Source organism: Acidovorax sp. NN32 (assembly GCF_057597245.1).
Window position 1 is genome coordinate 137,483 of the sequence record NZ_CP199679.1, and the last position, 18,788, is coordinate 156,270.

20 protein-coding genes are annotated in these 18,788 nt (G+C 65.8%); 13 read left to right on the forward strand and 7 right to left on the reverse strand.

What is annotated here, in order from left to right; genetic code table 11:
- Positions 1–188 precede the first annotated feature (188 nt).
- From ACT89O_RS00640 to ACT89O_RS00650, 3 genes are all read left to right on the forward strand, one after another.
- The gene (locus ACT89O_RS00640) at positions 189–671 is read left to right on the forward strand and encodes a GNAT family N-acetyltransferase (RefSeq protein WP_487261542.1); all 483 of its coding nucleotides are present in this window, start codon (positions 189–191) and stop codon (positions 669–671) included.
- 34 nt (positions 672–705) lie between these two features.
- The gene (locus ACT89O_RS00645; protein ID WP_121421803.1) at positions 706–1,236 is read left to right on the forward strand and encodes a BON domain-containing protein; all 531 of its coding nucleotides are present in this window, start codon (positions 706–708) and stop codon (positions 1,234–1,236) included.
- 169 nt (positions 1,237–1,405) lie between these two features.
- Positions 1,406–2,992: an ABC transporter substrate-binding protein gene (locus ACT89O_RS00650; protein WP_487261543.1), complete on the forward strand. Its 1,587-nt coding sequence runs from the start codon at positions 1,406–1,408 to the stop codon at positions 2,990–2,992.
- Positions 2,993–3,044: 52 nt separating this feature from the next.
- Here ACT89O_RS00650 and ACT89O_RS00655 read toward each other — a convergent pair whose 3' ends face one another.
- The 3 genes from ACT89O_RS00655 to ACT89O_RS00665 all read right to left on the reverse strand — a co-directional run bounded on the left by ACT89O_RS00655 (position 3,045) and on the right by ACT89O_RS00665 (position 6,368).
- Positions 3,045–5,180: a hypothetical protein gene (locus tag ACT89O_RS00655; protein ID WP_487261544.1), complete on the reverse strand. Its 2,136-nt coding sequence runs from the start codon at positions 5,178–5,180 to the stop codon at positions 3,045–3,047.
- A gap of 139 nt (positions 5,181–5,319) precedes the next feature.
- Positions 5,320–5,643 carry a YnfA family protein gene (locus ACT89O_RS00660; RefSeq protein WP_487261545.1) on the reverse strand — a complete coding sequence of 108 codons (324 nt, stop codon included), beginning with the start codon at positions 5,641–5,643 and terminating at the stop codon, positions 5,320–5,322.
- Positions 5,643–6,368, reverse strand: a complete 726-nt coding sequence (locus ACT89O_RS00665; protein WP_487261546.1) for an ArsR/SmtB family transcription factor — start codon at positions 6,366–6,368, stop codon at positions 5,643–5,645. The genes ACT89O_RS00660 and ACT89O_RS00665 overlap by 1 nt, the downstream gene beginning before the upstream one ends.
- 78 nt (positions 6,369–6,446) lie before the next feature.
- On the opposite strand from ACT89O_RS00665, the gene ACT89O_RS00670 reads away from it, so the two are divergent.
- Together ACT89O_RS00670 and ACT89O_RS00675 are read left to right on the forward strand one after the other, a co-directional pair.
- Complete coding sequence (locus ACT89O_RS00670; RefSeq protein ID WP_010465174.1) at positions 6,447–6,791, forward strand: NIPSNAP family protein; 345 nt, start codon at positions 6,447–6,449, stop codon at positions 6,789–6,791.
- A complete protein-coding gene (locus tag ACT89O_RS00675; RefSeq protein ID WP_055396150.1) occupies positions 6,788–7,132 on the forward strand; it encodes an antibiotic biosynthesis monooxygenase family protein in 345 nt (114 codons plus the stop codon). Before ACT89O_RS00670 ends, ACT89O_RS00675 begins: the two co-directional genes overlap by 4 nt.
- Positions 7,133–7,317: 185 nt before the next feature.
- Here ACT89O_RS00675 and ACT89O_RS00680 read toward each other — a convergent pair whose 3' ends face one another.
- From ACT89O_RS00680 to ACT89O_RS00695, 4 genes are all read right to left on the reverse strand, one after another.
- On the reverse strand, positions 7,318–8,067 hold the full coding sequence (locus ACT89O_RS00680) for a hypothetical protein (protein WP_426305879.1): 750 nt from the start codon (positions 8,065–8,067) through the stop codon (positions 7,318–7,320).
- Between the two features lie 28 nt (positions 8,068–8,095).
- Positions 8,096–8,653, reverse strand: coding sequence for an N-acetyltransferase family protein (locus tag ACT89O_RS00685; protein ID WP_487261547.1), 558 nt, complete (start codon positions 8,651–8,653; stop codon positions 8,096–8,098).
- A gap of 181 nt (positions 8,654–8,834) precedes the next feature.
- Positions 8,835–9,494 (reverse strand): class I SAM-dependent methyltransferase, encoded by a 660-nt coding sequence (locus ACT89O_RS00690; RefSeq protein ID WP_055396210.1) that lies wholly within the window; start codon positions 9,492–9,494, stop codon positions 8,835–8,837.
- 731 nt (positions 9,495–10,225) lie between these two features.
- Positions 10,226–11,650, reverse strand: a complete 1,425-nt coding sequence (locus ACT89O_RS00695; protein ID WP_487261548.1) for an FAD-binding oxidoreductase — start codon at positions 11,648–11,650, stop codon at positions 10,226–10,228.
- A 170-nt stretch (positions 11,651–11,820) separates the two neighbouring features.
- Between ACT89O_RS00695 and ACT89O_RS00700 the strand changes: the two genes are divergently transcribed.
- The 8 genes from ACT89O_RS00700 to ACT89O_RS00735 all read left to right on the forward strand — a co-directional run bounded on the left by ACT89O_RS00700 (position 11,821) and on the right by ACT89O_RS00735 (position 18,785).
- Positions 11,821–12,507 (forward strand): TetR/AcrR family transcriptional regulator, encoded by a 687-nt coding sequence (locus ACT89O_RS00700; protein WP_487261549.1) that lies wholly within the window; start codon positions 11,821–11,823, stop codon positions 12,505–12,507.
- 67 nt (positions 12,508–12,574) lie between these two features.
- Entirely contained in the window at positions 12,575–13,573 is a 999-nt protein-coding gene (locus ACT89O_RS00705) for a Bug family tripartite tricarboxylate transporter substrate binding protein (protein ID WP_487261550.1), read from the forward strand.
- A complete protein-coding gene (locus tag ACT89O_RS00710; protein WP_487261551.1) occupies positions 13,570–15,099 on the forward strand; it encodes a carboxylesterase/lipase family protein in 1,530 nt (509 codons plus the stop codon). The genes ACT89O_RS00705 and ACT89O_RS00710 overlap by 4 nt, the downstream gene beginning before the upstream one ends.
- 100 nt (positions 15,100–15,199) lie before the next feature.
- A complete protein-coding gene (locus ACT89O_RS00715; protein ID WP_487261552.1) occupies positions 15,200–15,772 on the forward strand; it encodes a hypothetical protein in 573 nt (190 codons plus the stop codon).
- 22 nt (positions 15,773–15,794) lie between these two features.
- The gene (locus ACT89O_RS00720) at positions 15,795–16,208 is read left to right on the forward strand and encodes a DUF2752 domain-containing protein (RefSeq protein ID WP_487261553.1); all 414 of its coding nucleotides are present in this window, start codon (positions 15,795–15,797) and stop codon (positions 16,206–16,208) included.
- Between the two features lie 214 nt (positions 16,209–16,422).
- The gene (locus ACT89O_RS00725; protein ID WP_228896988.1) at positions 16,423–17,220 is read left to right on the forward strand and encodes a GntR family transcriptional regulator; all 798 of its coding nucleotides are present in this window, start codon (positions 16,423–16,425) and stop codon (positions 17,218–17,220) included.
- Positions 17,217–18,038: a transporter substrate-binding domain-containing protein gene (locus ACT89O_RS00730; protein WP_055396171.1), complete on the forward strand. Its 822-nt coding sequence runs from the start codon at positions 17,217–17,219 to the stop codon at positions 18,036–18,038. Before ACT89O_RS00725 ends, ACT89O_RS00730 begins: the two co-directional genes overlap by 4 nt.
- Positions 18,039–18,110: 72 nt before the next feature.
- Entirely contained in the window at positions 18,111–18,785 is a 675-nt protein-coding gene (locus ACT89O_RS00735; protein ID WP_487255882.1) for an amino acid ABC transporter permease, read from the forward strand.
- Positions 18,786–18,788 lie beyond the last annotated feature (3 nt).

Below are 18,788 nucleotides of genomic sequence, written 5' to 3' on the forward strand. Positions count from 1 at the left end.
ATTGCGTGACGACGCTTCATGACTAAAATTTGAATAAAAATGGCTGCTAGCGCTTATATGATGAGTGCTGGCAGCTATAAATATGTGAGCAATCGTGCTGGGCGTGATTCATTCCGTCAGCGCTGTCAACGCCTCGTCCCATCATCTTGTGCAGCTTCACCCTGTCTGCAGGCCAACACCGCTTTTGTATGCGCACCGAAATCGCCCGCCCGTCAGACGCCGTTGCCATTGCTGCCGTGTTGCGCGAGGCCGCGCAGTGGTTGGTCGATCAAAAAATTCCGCTCTGGCTCGTGTCTGATTTCACAGATGACAGCGTGCAGCGTGATGTGGATGGCGGGTTGTATGTGGTCGCCAAAGCGAGCGAAGCGGTAGTGGGTGTGGTGCGCTTCCAGCGCGAAGACCCAGTCTTCTGGCCGGACGCTGAACCGGGCACCTCCGCGTTCTTGCACAAGCTGGCCGTGCGGCGTGCTTGGGCGGGGCAGGGGGTATCTACGGCACTGCTGGCATTTGGGTGCCAGCACGCACGCAGCCTGGACCTGCGCTATCTGCGGCTGGACTGCGTGGCCGACCGGCAACCGCTGCGAAGGCTGTATGAGGGCTTTGATTTTACCCTGAACGACTGTGTGCGCAAAGGCAGCAGAGAGTTTGCGCGGTACCAGATCGTGCTGTAGCCGCGCTGTGACCATCTTCAGGAAGGAACGATTCATGCGCCGTGTTTGTGTGTTCCGCCGGTTCGTCATGGCGTTGTTGGTGGCCGTCGCCATGGCCCCCTTCCTGACCACTGCCCAGGTGGCTGGCAATGCCGCCCCGCGAACCAACGCCTTCAACGACCCGTTCGTGCAGGTCACCAGCGCTCTCCCGCACTGCCCCGTGCCCGAAGGCCCGCTCTACACCGAGGCCGAGGTGCGCGAGCTGGCGCATGTGCGATCGCAACACGGCGGCAGCTGCCACCGCGTGGGGCGCTGCCGCCTGCCCAACTCGTACCTGTACGACGCCGAGATCATTCCGCGCGTGCAGCGCTACATCCAGCAGGATGGCCGTTTTGACGACACCAGCGTGTGGGTGCTGGGCGAGCGGCGGCTGGTGACACTGATGGGTTGTGTGCGGTCGCAGGCGCAGGCCGAGGCGCTGGAGAAAGCCGTGTGGCTGGTGGACGACGTGATGGGGGTGATCAACCTGCTGCAGGTGGGCGTTGAGCGCGATGGCGTGCGCTACCCGGTGCGGTCAGTGCCGTAGCCGGTGCACCGGCCTGCCGCGGCCCTTTTATCCCAGCCGCACCCGGCGCGCAATCGGTCCCGACACGGGGCTTGCATCGCCGGTGCCACACATGGCGCGTGGGGGCTTGGGCTGGCCTGTTTCCTGCTGCATATTGCCGTTTCTCCTATTTCATCAAGGAAATTTCGCCATGCAATTCAAGCGTTCCCTGCTTGCGGCCGCTACCCTGGCCCTGGCAACCGTTGCTCCCACCGCGTCGGCAAAACCGTTCAAGTGGGCAGGCTCCAGCGACATCCAGACCATGGACATCCATTCGCAAAACAGCGCCCTGGGCAATGGCATCCATGCGGCTGTGTATGAGTCGCTGGTGATGTTCAACAGCCGCACGCTCAAGGTCGAGCCGCTGCTGGCCACCTCGTGGCAGCAGGTCAGCCCCACGCAGCTGCGCGTGAAGCTGCGACAGGGGGTGAAGTTCAGCGACGGCTCGGCCATGACGGCCGATGACGTGGTTTATTCGCTGCAGCGCGCGATGAGCAAGACCTCCACGTACTCCATCTACACCCAGGGCATGGACCGCATCGCCAAGGTAGACGGCGAGACCATTGACATCTTCCTGAAGAACCCCAACCCGGTGATCCTGAACCAGCTCACCGAGCTGCGTGTGATGAGCAAGGCCTGGGCCGAGAAGAACAACTCGGTCGAGCCCAAGGACATCAAGGCCAAGGACGAAACCTATTCGCACCGCAATGCCATGGGCACAGGGCCCTTCGTGCTCAAGGAATGGGTGCCCGACCAGAAGATCGTGTTCACGGCCAACCCCCACTGGTGGAATGCAGGCAAGGCCGAAGGCAACGTCACGGAGATCACCTACACCCCCATCAAGTCCGAAGCCACGCGCATCGCCGCACTGCTGTCGGGCGAAGTGGACATGGTGCGCGACACCAGCATCCAGGACCTGGCCCGCATCAAGGCCAACCCCGCCCTCAAGGTCATGGAGATGGTGGAAAACCGCACCGTGTACCTCGCCATGGACCAGTTCCGCGAAGAGCTGGTGGGCAGCAACGTCAAGGGCAAGAACCCGCTCAAGGACCTGCGCGTGCGCAAGGCGCTCTACCAGGCCATCGACAGCGCCACGCTGCAGCGCGTGACCATGCGCGGCATGTCCAAACCCACCGGGGCCATCGTGTCGCCGCTGGTCAATGGCTGGACGGAAGCCGTGGACAAGCGCCTGCCCTTTGACGCCAATGCCGCGAAGGCCTTGCTGGCCGAGGCAGGCTACAAGGACGGCTTCGAGGTGGACTTTGCCTGCAGCAACAACGCCATCGTGCAGGACGAAGAGCTGTGCCAGGCGATCACCTCCATGTGGTCGCGCATCGGCGTGAAGGCCAAGCTGCGCACGCTGCCAGCAGTCACCTATTACCCCATGGCACAGCGGCACGAGGCCAGCATTGCGCTGCTCAGCTGGGGCGTGCCCACCTTCGATGCGCTGTACACCCTGCAGTCACTCGTCCGCACCAAGACCACGGGCGGTGACGGCAACTACAACCTGGGCCGCTACACCAATGAACGCATGGACTACATCGTGGACCGTGTGAAGACCGAAACCGACCTGCCCGTGCGAAACCGCCTGCTCACCGAAGGCCTGCAGCTGCAGAACGACACCGTGGCACACATCCCCCTGCACAACCAGATGCTGGCCTGGGCGATGATGAAAAACGTGGAGCTGGTGCAGCGGCCGGACAACCGGATTGACTGGCGGTTGATCAAGGTGAACTGACGGGCAGGGGGGCGAAAGGCCGTCCGTTGACGGACGGCCTTTCGCGGCGCTCTTACGCTGGCAGATTCAGCCGCAGCACGCTGTTTTCGCTGCCCACGTACAGGCTGTTGGCATCTGGGCCTGGGCTGATGAATTTCACTAGGTTCAGGCTGGCGGGCAAGGAGCTCAGGCGCACGCCGCCGGGCGTCGGATCGGCCTGCCCGGCCACCAGCTCCAAGCCCTTGGCAACGGTCCAGCGGTACACGGCGCAGGCGTTGGAGATGATGAACACCTCGCCGGGCCGACCAGGCAGGGTGCAGAGCTGGTGGTAGTGCATCGAATACGCATCGGTTCCACTTACCGGGGGCAGGGCAAAGGACTGGCGCGTAGCGCCTTCCAGGCGCACCAGTTCGGGCACATGGCGCTGCACGCCCTTGCGGTCTGCGGTCAGCACGGGTCGGTTGCACAGCACCCACGACACGGGCGAGTTGCCACCCTCGAAGGCGAGGTCCGTCACGTCCATGTGCCAGGGGCGTTGCTCCAGCAGGGGGTAGTTGTCGGGTGAGTGGATGAGTTGCGGGTCGCCCACCACCACTTGCACCTGCCCCGCAGCGCTGATAGTGCCGATCAGCGAGACGCCGGAGTTTTTGAAGGGCATCCAACTCAGCGGAATTGGGCGGACCCGCGTGGCAAACCACAGTAGGCCGGTTGTGTCGGCCCGCAGCGTGGACAAGCCCAGGTCGTTGGACGGGCTCATGCTGTCCAGGAGCCTGCTCTTGGCCCAAGGCTCCCAGGCCGTGCCGGCCCCGCCCTTGGGTGCGCGCAGCAGTGTCTTGGTGTCCTGGTCGTAGGTCACGAGGTAGCCATATGCGCTGGACAACAGCCGAAAGCTGGAAGGGTAGGTGACAGGCATCGAAGTCACCTGGCCTGCCGGTGTGACCGTGCGCAGCGGCGTAGGGACCGACTGCGGCGGCGTACCGGGCAATGGGATCTGAGCCCCCACTGCCACATACAGCGGGCCCGATGCTTCCGAGGTGGCGTGGGCACCGCGTTCAAAATCAAACCGTGCTGCGTCGCCCTGGCCGTCCGTGTGCCCGCGCTGATCGGCCAGGCCGACCCAAGGTTGCGGCACAGCGGTCGGTGTTTTCACCCTGTCCAGCACCAAGAGCACGCCGGGGCTCTCGATGGAGGATTCGTCCAGAGGGCCCCGCCACGCATGCGCCACCAAGTGTCCGGTGAGGGGGTTGGACACCGCCGCATCCACCCGCCCTGGCAGTTGCCAGACGTCCGTGCGCGTGCCATCCAGCGCGTAGTGGGCCATCGTGTTGAACGCAGCGTCAAAGCCCCAGTACATGTCGATGCTGCCTTTGACGGGCGCGAAGGGTTCGGCGTGGGCCACACTTCTCCAGTTGTTCGGCAGGTCTTCCCAGAAGTATTGGCCTGACGGGGCCCTCGCCAGTTCCGCCCATTGCACGCGGTTGTTCTGAAAATCATCGGTAAACCTGCGCACTGCCCCAGTGGGGGATGCGATCAAGCGGCTGTTATTGGGCACCGGCAGCAAGGAAACCACGGTTCCATCGGAGGCCAAAGTTCGCAGCGTGTAGTTGGTGGCGCCAGCATCGCGGTCCAGAAAGTACACCAGCCCATCGCCTGCCAGCAGCGGGCTCCCGAACCAGAGGATCTGCGCCGCAGGGCCTTTGCCATCCTGCATGGTGGTGGCGTTGGGTTGGCCTGCCAGCGTCACCAGCGTTTCATTGTCGAAGAACGAAACCACAGTGCTGGAATCGCCCACCGCAGCATGGGCGATCACGTACCGGTCTTGCGCATCAAAGACCCCGAAATTCACGGGCACCTGTTGGTTGAACGCAAAGTACGACAGCGTACCTTCTGGGGTGATCCTTCCTACTTTTTGTTCACGGCCGTACCTGCCAACGAACCAAAGATCGCCCTTGCTGTTGAAGGCATGCCCCGCCATCACTGGGGGCAAACGTGCATCGGCCAACGCGCCAGACAGAAAACCTGAGCCGCCCAATGCGCCCGCCATCAAACTGAGCGAGGCTGGCCCCGGCGCGGGACCGGGCGGTGGGGCTGGCGCGGGGGCGCCCTCTCCCCCGCCACCGCCGCAGGCCGACAAACCAGAGGCCGTCATCCACAGGGCAAAGTGGCGGCGAGTGAGGGCAGAGGAAACCTTCTCGGTCGAAATGCGCATGGACAGTCTTGTGAAAGTTGAGAAATCACTGCTTATAAAACACCGATGTAGCAAATGTGGAGGTTGTTACCAGGAGTTGCAGTGACGCGCGTGCCAGCTGTGAGCACCGAGCACTGCGGGCACGCAGAGTGCGCGGGCGTTAGCGCGCGGGCTGCAGCATGATGATCGCCATGCCCGCCAGCGCTACCAGTACGCCCGCCGTATCCCAGACGGTGGGCCGAATGCCATCGACTATCCACAGCCAGGCCAGCGCTGCGCCGATATAAACCCCGCCATAGGCCGCATACACGCGCCCCGCGCCTGCGGTGTCATGCAGCGTGAGCAGCCACGCGAACAGGGCGAGGCTCAGCGCTGCAGGGAGCAGCAGCCACATCGGTTTGCCCTGTTTGAGCCACAGCCAGGACAGGTAGCAACCCACGATTTCAGCCAGGGCGGTGGCGATGAAGAGCAGCAAGGTCTTCATCATTGTTCGGGGCCGCGAAGGGCGGTGGAGGGTGGTGCCTCTGGGCTGGTTGCCAGCCACTGGCGCAGCGCCAGTTCGCCCTTGGCGGTGAAGTGCACGACGCGCGAGCCCTGCGCCCGGTGCGCCCATCCGCCGTCGAACAGGCGCTGCAGCAGCGCAGCGCCCAGCGCGCCGCCCAGGTGGTGGCGGCGCTCGCTCCAGTCCAGGCAAGGGCGGCACAGCATGCGCCGCTGTTGCGCCAGTGCCGTGGTGTCAATGCCCACCTGGGCAAACCACTGCGCGCCTGCGGGCGTCACCGCTGCACCCTGGGGCGTGGCGTGCAGCAGCCCCTGGCGCACCAGGGCTTCGTAGAACTGCACGCCCACTTCGCCGGCCAGGTGGTCGTAGCACATGCGCGCGCGGCGCAACGCGGGCTCCCGGGGGCTTGCGCGCAGGCGCACGGCACCGGCGCGGAAGGCCACGTTCATGAGCGATTCCAGCAGGTGCGCCACATCGCGATCGGCCAGCCGGAAGTAGCGGTGACGGCCCTGGTGCTCGACGGTCAGCAGGCCGGCATCGAGCAGCTTGGCCAGGTGGGCACTGATGGTCTGCTTGGTCACGCCTGCCACCGCCGCCAGTTCGGTGGCCGTGAGTGCGCGGTCTGCCATCAGGGCCGTGAGGACTTCGGCGCGCGCGCTGTCGCCAATGAGCGCGGCAATGCGCGCGATGTGGGGGCCGTCTTTCATGGTTCGATCTTGGGCGAACCATCGAAGGACGTCAACCTCCTATCGTGGAGCCCTGTCCACCAACGACGTCTGAACACCATGATCACCTGCTTTATCCGCTACGACATCGACCCCTTCCAGCGCGAGCTGTTTGCCGAATACGCGCGCCGCTGGGGCCAGATCATCCCGCGCTGCGGGGGCCACCTGATCGGCTATTTTCTGCCGCACGAGGGCAGCAACTACGAGGCCTGGGGGCTCATCGGCTTTGAGTCGCTGGCTGCCTACGAGGCCTACCGCGCCCGCCTGCGCTCCGACCCCGAAGGCCGTGCCAACTTCGCCATGGCGCAGGAAAAGCGCTTCATCCTGCGCGAGGAGCGCACGTTCACGCAGGGCGTGGAAGGCACGCTGGACCTGCCCGCACACCCACTGGAGATCAGTGCATGATGGCCGTCATTTTCGAGGTACAGCCCGCTCCGGGCCAGCAGGACGCTTATCTGGGCGCTGCCGCTGCGTTGCGGCCTTTGCTGGAGCAGATCGACGGGTTTATCTCCATCGAACGGTTCGAGAGCCTCAGTGCTCCCGGCAAACTGCTTTCGCTTTCGTTCTGGCGTGACGAGGAAGCGGTGGCGCAATGGCGCCAGATGGAAGCCCACCGCGCCACGCAGAAAGCCGGCCGCGAGCGGATCTTCGACAACTACCGCCTGCGCGTTGCCGCGGTGGTGCGCGACTACGGCATGCACGACCGCAATCAGGCTCCCGCAGATTCACGATCAGTGCACACCTGACGGGAGCCTGCGCTCCCGGCTACGACGGCCGTGCTGCCGGGCAAGCCTCGCCATGGCCGCGTTTCGAACTGTGGTGGTCTGCACAAGCGCAGGAGAAAGGGGGCTGCCACCCAGATTTGCTGCCGGGTCAGAGCCCATCGGCGGCGGATGCGGAGACGGGAGAGATCCGCAGGAGGGGCAAGCCTTCAGCAAGGTGACACCGCGCCGCTCATGCTGCCCTGGCACAGGTGCAGGCTGACCCGCGCCCGGTTCAATAGCAGATCGCACAGCCACGCGTACACCAGCGCGATGTATGCCAGCTGCGCCCAGCCCACGTAGCTGCCGAACACGACGGTGTGCAGCCAGTTCTGGCCCCAAAGGTAGATGGCGCTGCTTGCCAGCGTGGCCAGAAGGAGGGTGGCGGTGGCCGGCACCAGCGATACCCCACGGGCGCCGTGGGGTCGCCGCCATGCGGCCAGGCCCAGCAGGGCGAATGCCAGGGCATTGGCACCGCTGAAGATGCGCAATTCGCGCAACAGCTTTTCGGCCGTGTCCATGTAGGCGCTGCGGATCAGCGCATCGAGCTGGGCCTGCATCTGCTGCGCGGTGCCAATCTGCAGTTCCAGCCGTTGTTGCCGCCGTTTGCGGCACTCGCACGCCGGAATCCCCATCTCGGCCGCAATGGCCGCGACCCGGGCGGGCAGGCCCGCAGACAGCGCCTTGCGAGCGGCGTCGATCTCCTGCTCCTTGCCGCGCAAGAAGACCCGCGCCTGGGCGCTCAGAAAGCGTTCGTCCAGGGCCCGGAGCTTTTCGCCCGTCTTGTGCTCGATCTGCTGGCGGATCAGCTCGCGCGCACCGTGTTCAATCCAGGTAGGTTGCAGCAGCGATACCAGCAGCAACCCGCCGAAGGCGGCGCTGCCCAGCAGGGACAGCAGAAGTACGAAAGAGCGAAACAAGGTGGAGGTCTCCGATGTTCAGTGCAGCTTAGCTCTGCGCAGACCGCACGTCGGCACATCCACTTTCGAGTACCAGCCGGCCCAGTGCGGGCTCCGTGAGCCGGTAGCTCAGCCGTTCGGCCACGCGCTCGGCACCCAGGCTTTCGTAGAACAGGATTCCCCGGGCGTTTGAAGCCTTCACAGGCCAGTCGATGCGGCGGCAGCCGTGTTCCATGGCATATCGGGCGAGCCCGTGCATGAGCGCCCGGCCCGCACCCTGGCTTCTTGCGGCCGAACTTACATACAACTCTTTGAGCTGGCAGTGTCTGCGCTGGTCCTCTGCAAATTCGACCAACGAATACACCAGCGAGAACGCCGCCAGGCCCACCACAACGCCATCGCTGCACGAAGCCACCAGCAAACGCTGGGCGGAGTCAGGCGCCAAGAGGTTCTGGCGAAGATGCTCCATCACCACCTGCCAAGGGGGTGTGGCGCCTTGGTTGTAGAAGGCGTGCAGTTCGCACAGCAGGTCGACCAGTGATGCATGCTGGTGTTCGGCGACCAGTTCAATACGAAAGCGGTGTTTTGTGGGATGGAGGCCCTGCATATGGTTTTCTCACCAGGAAGCGTCTGCAACACGACGACCCGCGCATTCTGGCCCCTTCAGCGTGTCCGACGGCCATCGCATCCAGTCGGTACACGCCCTGCGGCGTGCACCGCGCAGGGGTGGTTGGTCAGGACTCCGTGGGCCATGCCGACCTTAGGCGCGCGTTGTGTGTACCGCCTGCCTAGGCTTTCACCGCAATCACTTCCATACAGACGCGGTACCGCTGGCTGATGCCATAGCGCACGGGCTTGAAGCCACATTCGGCCAGCAATGCATACAGGCGGTCGCGGTCGAAGTTGTGATAGTGCTCGATTTCACCCCAGTACGGGTTTGCATTGCCGGCATCCAGAGCTTTCCAGACCATGGAGCCCGAGTTGGGCATGGAGATCAGCAGCACGCCACCCGGTTGCAACAGTCGGTGGGCGGCATGCAGGCCTACCTTGGGATACGGCATGTGCTCCAGCACATCTGCCATGCTGATCACACTGGCGGGGCGAGACAGCTCGAACCCTTTGACATCCTGGCAATGGGCTGCCACGCCCCATCGGCGCAACTCTTCCACCGATTGCGGACGCAGGTCCAGGCCTACAGGCTCGAAGCCGTACTCGTGCGCCGTGAACAGAAGCGATGCATTGCCAAACCCCACGTCCAGCCACGTGCCGCCGGTCTGGTAGGGCAGCACTTTCTCAATCATTTGCGCAGACACATAGCGCTGCCGCTCCAGGTCATAGCCCACCACCTGGGATTCGTTGGTGCCACGGAAAACGATATTCAGCGCTGCTTCGGTGTAGTAGCCGCTGCGAAAAACATGCTGGCACGCCGCGCATTGGCTCCAATGCATGGTGCGAGAGAGTTCTTGGCTGTAGCGAGGGTGGTGGGAACAGTCCGCACTGCGCAGCGGACGAAAGGCTTTGCTCTCGCACAACGGGCATGCCTGGTAGTCGATCAACTCATTGGCCAGGACTGCGGGGGTGTTTGCTGGAGGCCTGTAAGTCACCGGCGCAGCTGGGAAGGAGTACTTGATCATTGCCTCATTCTAGGAGCCTGTGATCTGCGCATGAGGAGCGCCCTGGCGTCACGCCGAATTGCAAACGCCGCAAGCGCAAAGAGCACGGCCCACGAGACGAAAGCTCCGGTCAGTACGTGCAGGAGGTAGGCCGGGGCCCCGCCCTCGGGCACGAGCCAGTACACCACCGCAGTGGGAGTGATGTGCACAAGGAGTTCAGCCGTTTGGATGCCGGGCCACAGGTAGGTGGTCGAAGCCCATCCAGGCGGCAGGACCCCCCAGTGCCAACGCGCCGACAGCCGCCGAGAAACCGATACCGACCAGCACAGCGGCGCGCAAGCCCTTCATGCGGCCAACCAACGCTGCACGGTTCCAGCGTGCCGCTTCCAGCAACCGTTGGGAGCGGGGCGGAGCGCTGGGACAGCTCGAGCGGCGTGAAAGCGAGCCGTGCACCACAAATGCTATAGAAACAATAGCTTTTCGCGCTTGTCAGACAAGCGCCAGGTGCCAAAAAACCTCCAACCCGAGCCGCGCCAGTCAGCGAGCCCGTTCATGCGGCGGCCCACTCACAGCGCAAAAATTTTCCCCGGATTCAGGATGTTCTTCGGGTCCAGCGCCCGCTTGATGGCGCGCATCATGTCCACCGCGCCCGTGCCGGTCTCGTCCAGCAAAAAGCCCATCTTGTGGATGCCCACGCCATGCTCACCGGTGCAGGTGCCGCCCATGCTGAGGGCGCGGGCCACCAGCGTGTGGTTCATGGCTTCGGCCTTGGTGCGTTCTTCGGTGCTGTTGGGGTCGATGAGGTAGCCGAAGTGGAAGTTGCCGTCGCCCACGTGGCCGACGAGGAAGTAGGGGATGCCGCTGGCTTCGACCTCGTCCACCGATTCGAGCAGGCAGTCGGCCAGGCGGCTGATGGGCACGCAGGTGTCGGTGCTGATGGCGCGGCAGCCGGGGCGGCTTTGCACGGCCGCGAAGTAGGCGTTGTGCCGGGCGGTCCACAGGCGGGTGCGTTCTTCGGGCGTGCTGGCCCATTCGAAGGCCTGGCCGCCAAATTCGCTGGCGATGTCTTGCACCATCTCGGCCTGTTCCTTCACGCTGGCGGGCGAGCCGTGGAACTCCATGAGCAGCATGGGTTCTTCGCGCAGATTGAGCTTACTGTGCGCGTTCACCATGCGCACCGTGTGGTGGTCGATCAGTTCCACGCGGGCGATGGGCACACCCAGCTGGATGGTCTGGATGGTGGTGCGCACGGCAGCCTCGATGCTCGGGAACGAGCAGATGGCCGCGCTCACGGCCTCGGGCAGGGGGTACAGGCGCACGGTGATCTGCGTCATGATGCCCAGCGTGCCTTCGCTGCCCACCAGCAGGCGCGTGAGGTCGTAGCCCGCGCTGCTCTTTTTGGCGCGCGTGCCGGTGTGGATGACCTCGCCGCTGGCGGTCACCACCTCCAGCGCCAGCACGTTCTCGCGCATGGTGCCGTAGCGCACGGCGTTGGTGCCGCTGGCGCGGGTAGCGGCCATGCCGCCAATGCTGGCGTCGGCGCCGGGGTCGATGGGGAAAAACAGGCCGGTGTCCTTGATCGCATCGTTCAGTGCTTTGCGCGTGATGCCGGGCTGCACGGTCACCGTGAGGTCTTCGGCATTGATGCTCAGCACCTGGTTCATGCGGCTCACGTCGATGCTGATGCCGCCCTGCACGGCCAGCAGGTGGCCTTCGAGCGAAGAGCCCGCGCCGTAGGGGATCACAGGCACTTCGTACTGGCTGGCCAGCTTCACCGCGTCGGCCACATCCTGCGTGCTTTCGGCAAACACCACGGCGCTGGGCGGCGGGGCCTGCAGCGAGCCTTCGTCGCGCCCGTGCTGCTCGCGCACGGCCTGGGCCAGCGAGCACTGCGCGCCAAAGCGGGCCTGCAGCGCATCGATGAGGGCCTGGGGTACGTCGCGCAGCTTGATTTCGGGCAGCAGGTGGGCGGCAGCGGTGGGGGCGTTCATGGTGTGTGTCTCCGGTGGGTGCGGTCAGTGAGAAGCATTCTAGGTTCGGCCCCGTGCAAGGGCTCTGGGTGATCCAACTTGGGCCTGTGCGGGGATGCGGGTATTCACGGGCTTGTGGGTCGGCGTCTGCATAAATACATTACGTTCGAAATGTATATTGTGAAAGCGCCATGAACCACCGTGTTTCCCCCAAGGCCGGGGTGCGCCGCACCCATGCCGAGCGCAGCGCCGCCACCCGCCAGCACCTGATTGCCACGGCCATCGACGTGATCCAGCACCGCAGCCTGGAGGAGATGTCCATCCACGAGCTGGCCAAGTCGGCGGGCATGACATCGGGCGCAGTGCAGCACCACTTCGAGTCGAAGGCGGTGCTGATGATGAACGTGCTGAGCGAGCTGATCGAGTCCACCGTGCGTTCGGGCGAACTCTGGCCCAGCCCCGCGCTGCCCGCGCGCGAACGGGCCGCGAAGTTTGTGCGGGCGGTGTGGAGCCTGGTCTATGCGCAGCCGCGCTTCATCGTGGCCTGGAACATCTACCTGGGCTGCCGCAACCAGCCCGAGGTGCTGGGCCACATTGCCGAGCTGCGCCAGAGCGTGCAGGCGCGCATGCACGAAGGCTTCTTCACGGCCTTCCCCGAGCTGGCGGCAGAGCCCGACCGCGATGGCCTGTTGGGCATGGTGCTGTCGTCGTTGCGCGGGCTGGGGATGCTGCAACTGTTTGCGCCAGCACAGCCATCAGCGCCCGATGCCGTCCAGCAGGCGCAGCTGTCCTGCCTGGCCGACTGGATCGCCACCCGGTGCGAGGCCGCAGCAGCCTCTGCGGCCACGCCCGCGAAGGTGCGCACGCGCCGCCGCTGACCCGTCTTTGCCTGCACGCCGCGCCGATCAGGCATCCCTCGCTTAAAAAATCACCAGGAGACACACCATGACTTCGGCTTCCACGCGCGCTCCGCGCCTCCTCGCGCTCGCCGCACTCGCTTGCCTGGCCGGTGGCGCCCTGGCGCAGCAGCCGGGCGGCTATCCGACCAAGCCCATCCAGCTCATCGCCCAGCAACCGCCCGGCAGCGGCTCGGACGCGATGACGCGCGTGTGGGCCGATTGCGCCGCGCGCGAGCTGGGCCAGGCCGTGGTGGTGCAGAACAAGCCCGGGGCCAATGGCATCCTGGCCATCAACTACCTCAAGTCCCAGCCTGCCGACGGCTACAGCCTGCTGAGCATCGGCATGTCGCAGATGACGATCACGCCGTATGTCTACAAGCAGCCGCCGTATGACCCGCAACACGACTTTGACGGTGTGGCCGTGCTGGGCACATCGCCCCTGGTCTTGGCCGTGCCGCCCGGCATGGGGATCGCCAGTCTGGCTGATTTGCAGAAGCTCGCGCGGTCCACGCCCGGCGGCATCAACTTTGGCTCACCAGGCAAAGGCAGCCCTGCGCACCTGCTCACCTCGGCGCTGGTGGACAAGCTGGGTGTGCCCGGCACCCATGTGCCCTTCGTGGGCGAGGGCGCGGGCCTGACTGCGCTCATGGGCCAGCAGATCCATGCGATGACGCTGGTCATTGGCACGGCGGCGGCGCAGGTCAAGGCGGGCAAGCTGGTGCCGCTGGCGCTGTTTGGTGCGCAGCGCTCGGCGCTGCTGCCCGATGTGCCCACCATCGCCGAGGCCCTGCCCGCCGCCAGCGATCTGGCGCGCCCCGCGTGGATTGCGGTGGTGGCCAAGGCGGGCACGCCGCCCGAGCTGTTGAACCGGCTCAATGCCGTCACCGAAAAATGCCGTGGTGGTGATGCGCAGTACAAGTCCCGCCTGGAAGCCATGAACGTCACACTGACCACTTCCACACCCGGCGATGCCCGCACCTGGGCGGCCCGCGATGCGGCCGTGTGGCGCCCGCTGATCGACAAGCTGGGCCTGGCCACGGAATGACGGCGGGCACAGCGGCGCCGCTGGTCACGCTGCCCCACGGCGGGCAGCTGCGCGGCCTGTGGGAGCAGGGTGTGCGCGTGTTCCGGGGTGTGCCATATGCGCAGGCGCCGAGCGGCACTTTGCGCTTTGCGGCTCCGGTGCCAGCGCTACCGTGGCCTGGCGTGCGCGATGCCACCGAGTTTGCGCCGATGGCACCGCAGCTGCCCCGCACGGCGCGTGCGGATGCGCCCATGCTGGGGGGCGAAGACTGCCTGGCCGTCAACGTATGGGCCCCGCCTGCAGAGCCCGGCGCCCGCCTGCCCGTGATGGTGTGGGTGCATGGCGGCGGGTTCTTTCGCGGGGCGGCCAGCGAGCCGTTGTACGACGGGGCGTCGTTTGCGCGCCAGGGCGTGGTGTTTGTGTCGCTGCAGTACCGTTTGGGCATCGACGGTTTCCTGCATTTCGAGGACGAGGCTGAGGCTGGTTCGCCAGGCGGTGCAGCGCCCGCCAATCGCGGCCTGCTGGACCTGTTGGCCGCGCTGCAATGGGTGCGCGAGCACATCTCCGCCTGGGGCGGCGACCCGGCGCAGGTCACGGTGTTCGGCCAGTCGGCCGGTGCGGGCGCACTGGCCTGTGTGCTGGGCATGCCCGCATCGCGTGGGCTCTTGTTGCGCGCCATCTTGCAGAGCCCGAGCGTGGCCTGCCAGACGCTGCAAGAGGCCGCCGCTGCACGCCGCGCTGTGGCTGCACTGGTGGGGGTGGCGCCCTCTCTGGCTGCGCTGGGTGCGGCAGCCCGGCCTGCCGTGCTGCACGCGGTGCACCGCCTCGCGGCAGACCCGGCCCTGCGGCAGCAGCACGGCCTGGGCATCCGCAACTTCTTTCCCCTGCGGCCCGTGGTGGACGGGCAGGTGCTTGTTGCGTCGCCGCTGCAGGCGCTGGCGCAGCAGTGGGCGGCGCACCCGCCAGACTTGCAGGTGCTGGTGGGCAGCAATGCCGAGGAAATGCGCCTGTACCACATGCCGGGCGGCGCGATGGACCGCGTGACCGAGGCGCAGGTGCTGGCTTTTGCGCAGGAGGTGGGTTTGGGCGCGGACGCGGTGCAGGCCCTGCGCGTCACATTGCCGCCCACACACCCAACGCCCGGTGAACTGCTGTGTGCCCTGCAGTCCGACTTTTACTACCGCGTGCCCGCCCAGCGCATTGCAGCGCTGGCCAGCCGCTGGGCCCGCAGTGCCCATGCCTATGAATTCGCCTGGCCTTCGCCGCAGTGGCGGGGGCGACTGGGGGCGGCGCATGGGGTAGAGTTGCCGTTTGTTTTCGGCAACCTCCACACCACCACGGGGCAGGAACTGACAGGGCCCAGGCCACCCACCGCGCTGGCTGCGACCATGCACCAGGGCTGGGTGGCGTTTGCACAAAGGGGCGACCCTGGATGGGCGCCGTATGCGGGCGTGCAACCGCTGGTTCAGCGGTTCGGTGTGGCGTCGCCTGCGTATGCGCCCCACCCGGAGCCTGTGCGGCTCTCGCTGTGGGACGGTCTTCTCTGACAAAGTAGCCGCCGAGGTAGCTGCAGAGGTAGATGCCGGAGCGGTGGCTCGCTACACTGGCCCGGCGTCTTGTTGACGACTTCAAACAGAGGGGGTTGCCATGGCTTCAGCCAATGTGGGGGATTGCCTGTCGGGTGCCTGGGGCATCTTCAAGAACAACGCCATCACCCATGTGGTGTGCACCTTGCTGGTGATGGTGGTGGCCAGCATCAGCGCGGGCCTGCTGGCCGGGCCCATGGTGGTGGGCTATATGCGCATGATCGAGCGCGAGACGCGCGGCGAAGCGGTGCAGATCGGCGACATCTTCCGGGGCTTTGACGACTTTGTGCCCGCGTTTGTGGCCGGGCTCATCAGCTCGCTGGTGGTGTCGCTGGGCTTCATGCTGTGTTTCATCCCCGGCCTGCTGGTCATGGCGCTGCCCCCGGTGGCGCTGTTCCTCGTGGCGCGCGGCGAGCGCGATGGTGTGGCCGCCTTCAACCAGGCCTGGGGCATCGTGACGAAGAACCTGGGCTCGGCGTTCTTTTGCTCGCTGGTGCTGGGCATCGTGGGTTCGCTGGGCTTTTTGCTCTGCGGCGTTGGCGCACTGCTGACGCTGCCGCTGTCCACCATCGGCTCCTACTACATGGCGCGCCAGCTGGTGGGCGATGAACCGGTGGCGCTCCCTCCCCTCTGACCCCGGCCCTGTAGTGGTGCCGGTGACCAGATCGCCCGCCTGGCAGACGCTGGACGGGAACGCTCGGCGGCTGCGGCTGGCGTTCGGCCTGGGCTGGCCACTGGCCATGGCCGCTACGCCCTGGTGGCTGGGGCAGGGCGGGCTGGGCCTGGGCTGCGGGTTTCGCGCGCTGACGGGCATGCTCTGCCCGCTGTGTGGCGGCACGCATGCGTGTGCGGCCCTGGTCCAGGGCGATTGGGCGGCCGCCTGGGCCGCCAACCCGGGCGCGGTGCTGTTGCTGGTGTGGCTGGTGCTGCTGGCGGGCCAGGCGGTGGTGGAAGGCACGCTGGGCCACCACCGCACGGTGCGCTGGCCGTGGTGGCATCCGGCAGTGCTGGTGGCGGTGGGCGGCGGATTGCTGCTGCCCTGGCTGCTGCGCCTCGCGGGGCTCGCGTAGCCGGGTGCCCAGCCTTCTTTCTCGTTCTTCTTTCTCTATTCCTTTCCAACTTTTCGGGCACGCGCGTGCACCGCTTGTGATGTGCGCGCACCACTTGCATGCAAAGCAGCGTGTCCGTGGTGCCAGGGAACCGCCCGGTGCACAGCCTCCGTGCGCCAGACTGGTGCATTCGGCTTGTATACCAGTTGGCACGGAACCTGCGTAACCGCAGGCAATGACCACCGCCACCGAGATCAGCAACCGCATCATCGAAGCCGTGATGGCGCAAAAACTCGCGCCCGGCTCCCGCCTGGGCGAGCAGCAACTGGCCATGCTGTTCGACTGCAGCCGCACCATCGTGCGCGAGGCGCTCACGCGGCTGGCCACGCGGGGCATCGTCACCGTCAGCGCCCGGCGCGGCTGGTATGTGATCGAACCCTCGCAGGACGAAGCGCGCGAGGCCTTCGAGGCGCGCCGCGTGATCGAGCTGGGCCTGCTGCACCAGCTCAAGGTGGTGGACAAGGCCGCGTTGCGCCAGCTCAAAAGCCATCTGCAGCGCGAAAAGGCCGCGCTGGCGGGCACTGATGTGGGCATGCGCAGTTTTCTATTGGGCGACTTCCACGTGTGCCTGGCCGAGTGCCTGGGCAACAGCCTGCTGGCCGACACGCTGCGCGACTTCACGGCGCGCACCACGCTCATCGCCATGCTCTACCAGTCGTCGCACGATGCGGCGCAGAGCTGCGCCGACCACGTGCGCATCGTCGAGGCGCTGGAGGCAGGCGACATTGCCCGCGCCGAAGCGCTGATGTCCGAGCACATCGGCACGGTGCAGTCGGCCCTGCGCCTGCAGGCCAGCAGCGACCCGCTGGCGGGGCTGCGCGACGCACTGGCGCCGGTGCGCAAGAGCCCTGCACAAGCCACCCCACCAGCCCGCGCGCGCAAGCCCCGCGCTGCCCCCAAGAGTTCCACCCCCCCAGCGTCTGACCCAGACGCCCCTGTCGACGCATCCACCTACCTAGGAGCCCTGCTATGACCACCGTCCGCACCGTCACCTCGTCCACCCGCCGCCTGACCCTGGGCGTGTTCGCCGCCGCAGGCCTGTCTGCCGCCCTGATGGCGCCTGCCGCCCACGCGCAGAACGCGCTGGACAACATCCTCAAGGCCAAGGAAATCAAGATTGCCATTCCCACCGACTACCCGCCCTACGGCTTTGTCGGCACGGACCTCAAGCCCCAGGGCCTGGATGTCGAGATGGCCAATTACATCGCCACCAAGCTGGGCGTGAAGGTCGAGCTGATCCCCGTGACCAGCGCCAACCGTATCCCCTACCTGCAGACGCAGAAGGCCGACCTCGTCATCTCCACGCTGGGCAAGAACCCCGAGCGCGAGAAGGTGATCGACTTCACTGCGGCCTACGCACCGTTCTTCCAGGCCGTGTTTGCGAGCAAGAGCCTGAACATCAAGAGCTTTGCCGACTTGACCGGCAAGTCGGTGGCCGTGACGCGTGGCGCCATGGAAGACCAGGAGCTGGCCAAGGTCGCGCCTCCCGGCGTGGACGTGAAGCGTTTTGAAGACCACGCGGCCAGCATCTCGGCCTTCGTGTCGGGCCAGACGCAGGCGATTGCCACCAGCGCATCGACGGCCGGGACCATCATGGTCAAGAACCCCAATCTGCAGACCGAATACAAGCTGCTGCTGAAAGACAGCCCCAACTTCATCGGCGTGGCCAAGGGCGAGGACAAGCTGCGCCTGCGTGTGAACGAAATCATTGCCGAGGCGCGCAAATCCGGCGACATCGACAAGATGTCCAGCAAGTGGCTGGGCCGCCCTGCGGGCGATCTGCCCCTGTAATCGCTGTTGTCGACCCTGCTGAAAGAACCGAACAGGACCGTGGCGTGACAAGCGCCACAGGGCATTCGCACCATGCTGATTGCGCTTGACTTTTCTGCCGTGCTGTCCTCGTGGCCGTTGCTGGTGCGCGGCGTGCTCTGGACCATTGGCCTGACAATCGTGGGCACCGTGCTGGGCCTGCTGCTGGGCACGGCCTGTGCCTGGGCACGCGCCCGCAACCTCGGGCCGCGTGCACTGCCACTGCGCTGGGCCGTGGCCAGCTATGTGGAGCTGGTGCGCAACACGCCTTTCATCGTGCAGCTGTTCTTCCTGTTCTTCGGGCTGCCCGCGCTGGGGCTCAAGCTCTCGCCCGAGTTTGCATCGGTGCTGGCCATGGTGATCAACCTGGGCGCGTATTCCGCCGAAATCATCCGCGCAGGCATCGAGGCCACGCCACGCGGCCAGATCGAAGCCGCGCACAGTCTGGCGCTGACGCCGGGCCAGACCTTCCGGCGCGTGGTGCTGCCGCCCGCGCTGCAAAAGGTGTGGCCCGCCATGGTCAGCCAGATCATCATCGTGATGCTGGGATCGGCCGTGTGCGGGCAGATCTCCACACCCGAGCTGAGCTACGCCGCCAACCTGATCTCCAGCAACACCTTCCGCGCGTTCGAGGCCTTCATCCTGGCCACTGCCGTGTACCTGTTGCTGTCCATGGCCACGCGCCGATTGCTGACGTGGATCGGCGCACGTTTTCTGGTGGGGAGATAAGCC

Excerpts from the sequence above, each read along its gene's own strand:
- ACT89O_RS00640 (WP_487261542.1), top strand. The coding sequence starts at position 189 with ATGCGCACCGAAATCGCCCGCCCGTCAGACGCCGTTGCCATTGCTGCC.
- ACT89O_RS00645 (WP_121421803.1), top strand. The coding sequence starts at position 706 with ATGCGCCGTGTTTGTGTGTTCCGCCGGTTCGTCATGGCGTTGTTGGTG.
- ACT89O_RS00650 (WP_487261543.1), top strand. The coding sequence starts at position 1,406 with ATGCAATTCAAGCGTTCCCTGCTTGCGGCCGCTACCCTGGCCCTGGCA.
- ACT89O_RS00655 (WP_487261544.1), bottom strand. The coding sequence starts at position 5,180 with ATGCGCATTTCGACCGAGAAGGTTTCCTCTGCCCTCACTCGCCGCCAC.
- ACT89O_RS00660 (WP_487261545.1), bottom strand. The coding sequence starts at position 5,643 with ATGAAGACCTTGCTGCTCTTCATCGCCACCGCCCTGGCTGAAATCGTG.
- ACT89O_RS00665 (WP_487261546.1), bottom strand. The coding sequence starts at position 6,368 with ATGAAAGACGGCCCCCACATCGCGCGCATTGCCGCGCTCATTGGCGAC.
- ACT89O_RS00670 (WP_010465174.1), top strand. The coding sequence starts at position 6,447 with ATGATCACCTGCTTTATCCGCTACGACATCGACCCCTTCCAGCGCGAG.
- ACT89O_RS00675 (WP_055396150.1), top strand. The coding sequence starts at position 6,788 with ATGATGGCCGTCATTTTCGAGGTACAGCCCGCTCCGGGCCAGCAGGAC.
- ACT89O_RS00685 (WP_487261547.1), bottom strand. The coding sequence starts at position 8,653 with ATGCAGGGCCTCCATCCCACAAAACACCGCTTTCGTATTGAACTGGTC.
- ACT89O_RS00690 (WP_055396210.1), bottom strand. The coding sequence starts at position 9,494 with ATGCATTGGAGCCAATGCGCGGCGTGCCAGCATGTTTTTCGCAGCGGC.
- ACT89O_RS00695 (WP_487261548.1), bottom strand. The coding sequence starts at position 11,650 with ATGAACGCCCCCACCGCTGCCGCCCACCTGCTGCCCGAAATCAAGCTG.
- ACT89O_RS00700 (WP_487261549.1), top strand. The coding sequence starts at position 11,821 with ATGAACCACCGTGTTTCCCCCAAGGCCGGGGTGCGCCGCACCCATGCC.
- ACT89O_RS00705 (WP_487261550.1), top strand. The coding sequence starts at position 12,575 with ATGACTTCGGCTTCCACGCGCGCTCCGCGCCTCCTCGCGCTCGCCGCA.
- ACT89O_RS00710 (WP_487261551.1), top strand. The coding sequence starts at position 13,570 with ATGACGGCGGGCACAGCGGCGCCGCTGGTCACGCTGCCCCACGGCGGG.
- ACT89O_RS00715 (WP_487261552.1), top strand. The coding sequence starts at position 15,200 with ATGGCTTCAGCCAATGTGGGGGATTGCCTGTCGGGTGCCTGGGGCATC.
- ACT89O_RS00725 (WP_228896988.1), top strand. The coding sequence starts at position 16,423 with ATGACCACCGCCACCGAGATCAGCAACCGCATCATCGAAGCCGTGATG.
- ACT89O_RS00730 (WP_055396171.1), top strand. The coding sequence starts at position 17,217 with ATGACCACCGTCCGCACCGTCACCTCGTCCACCCGCCGCCTGACCCTG.
- ACT89O_RS00735 (WP_487255882.1), top strand. The coding sequence starts at position 18,111 with ATGCTGATTGCGCTTGACTTTTCTGCCGTGCTGTCCTCGTGGCCGTTG.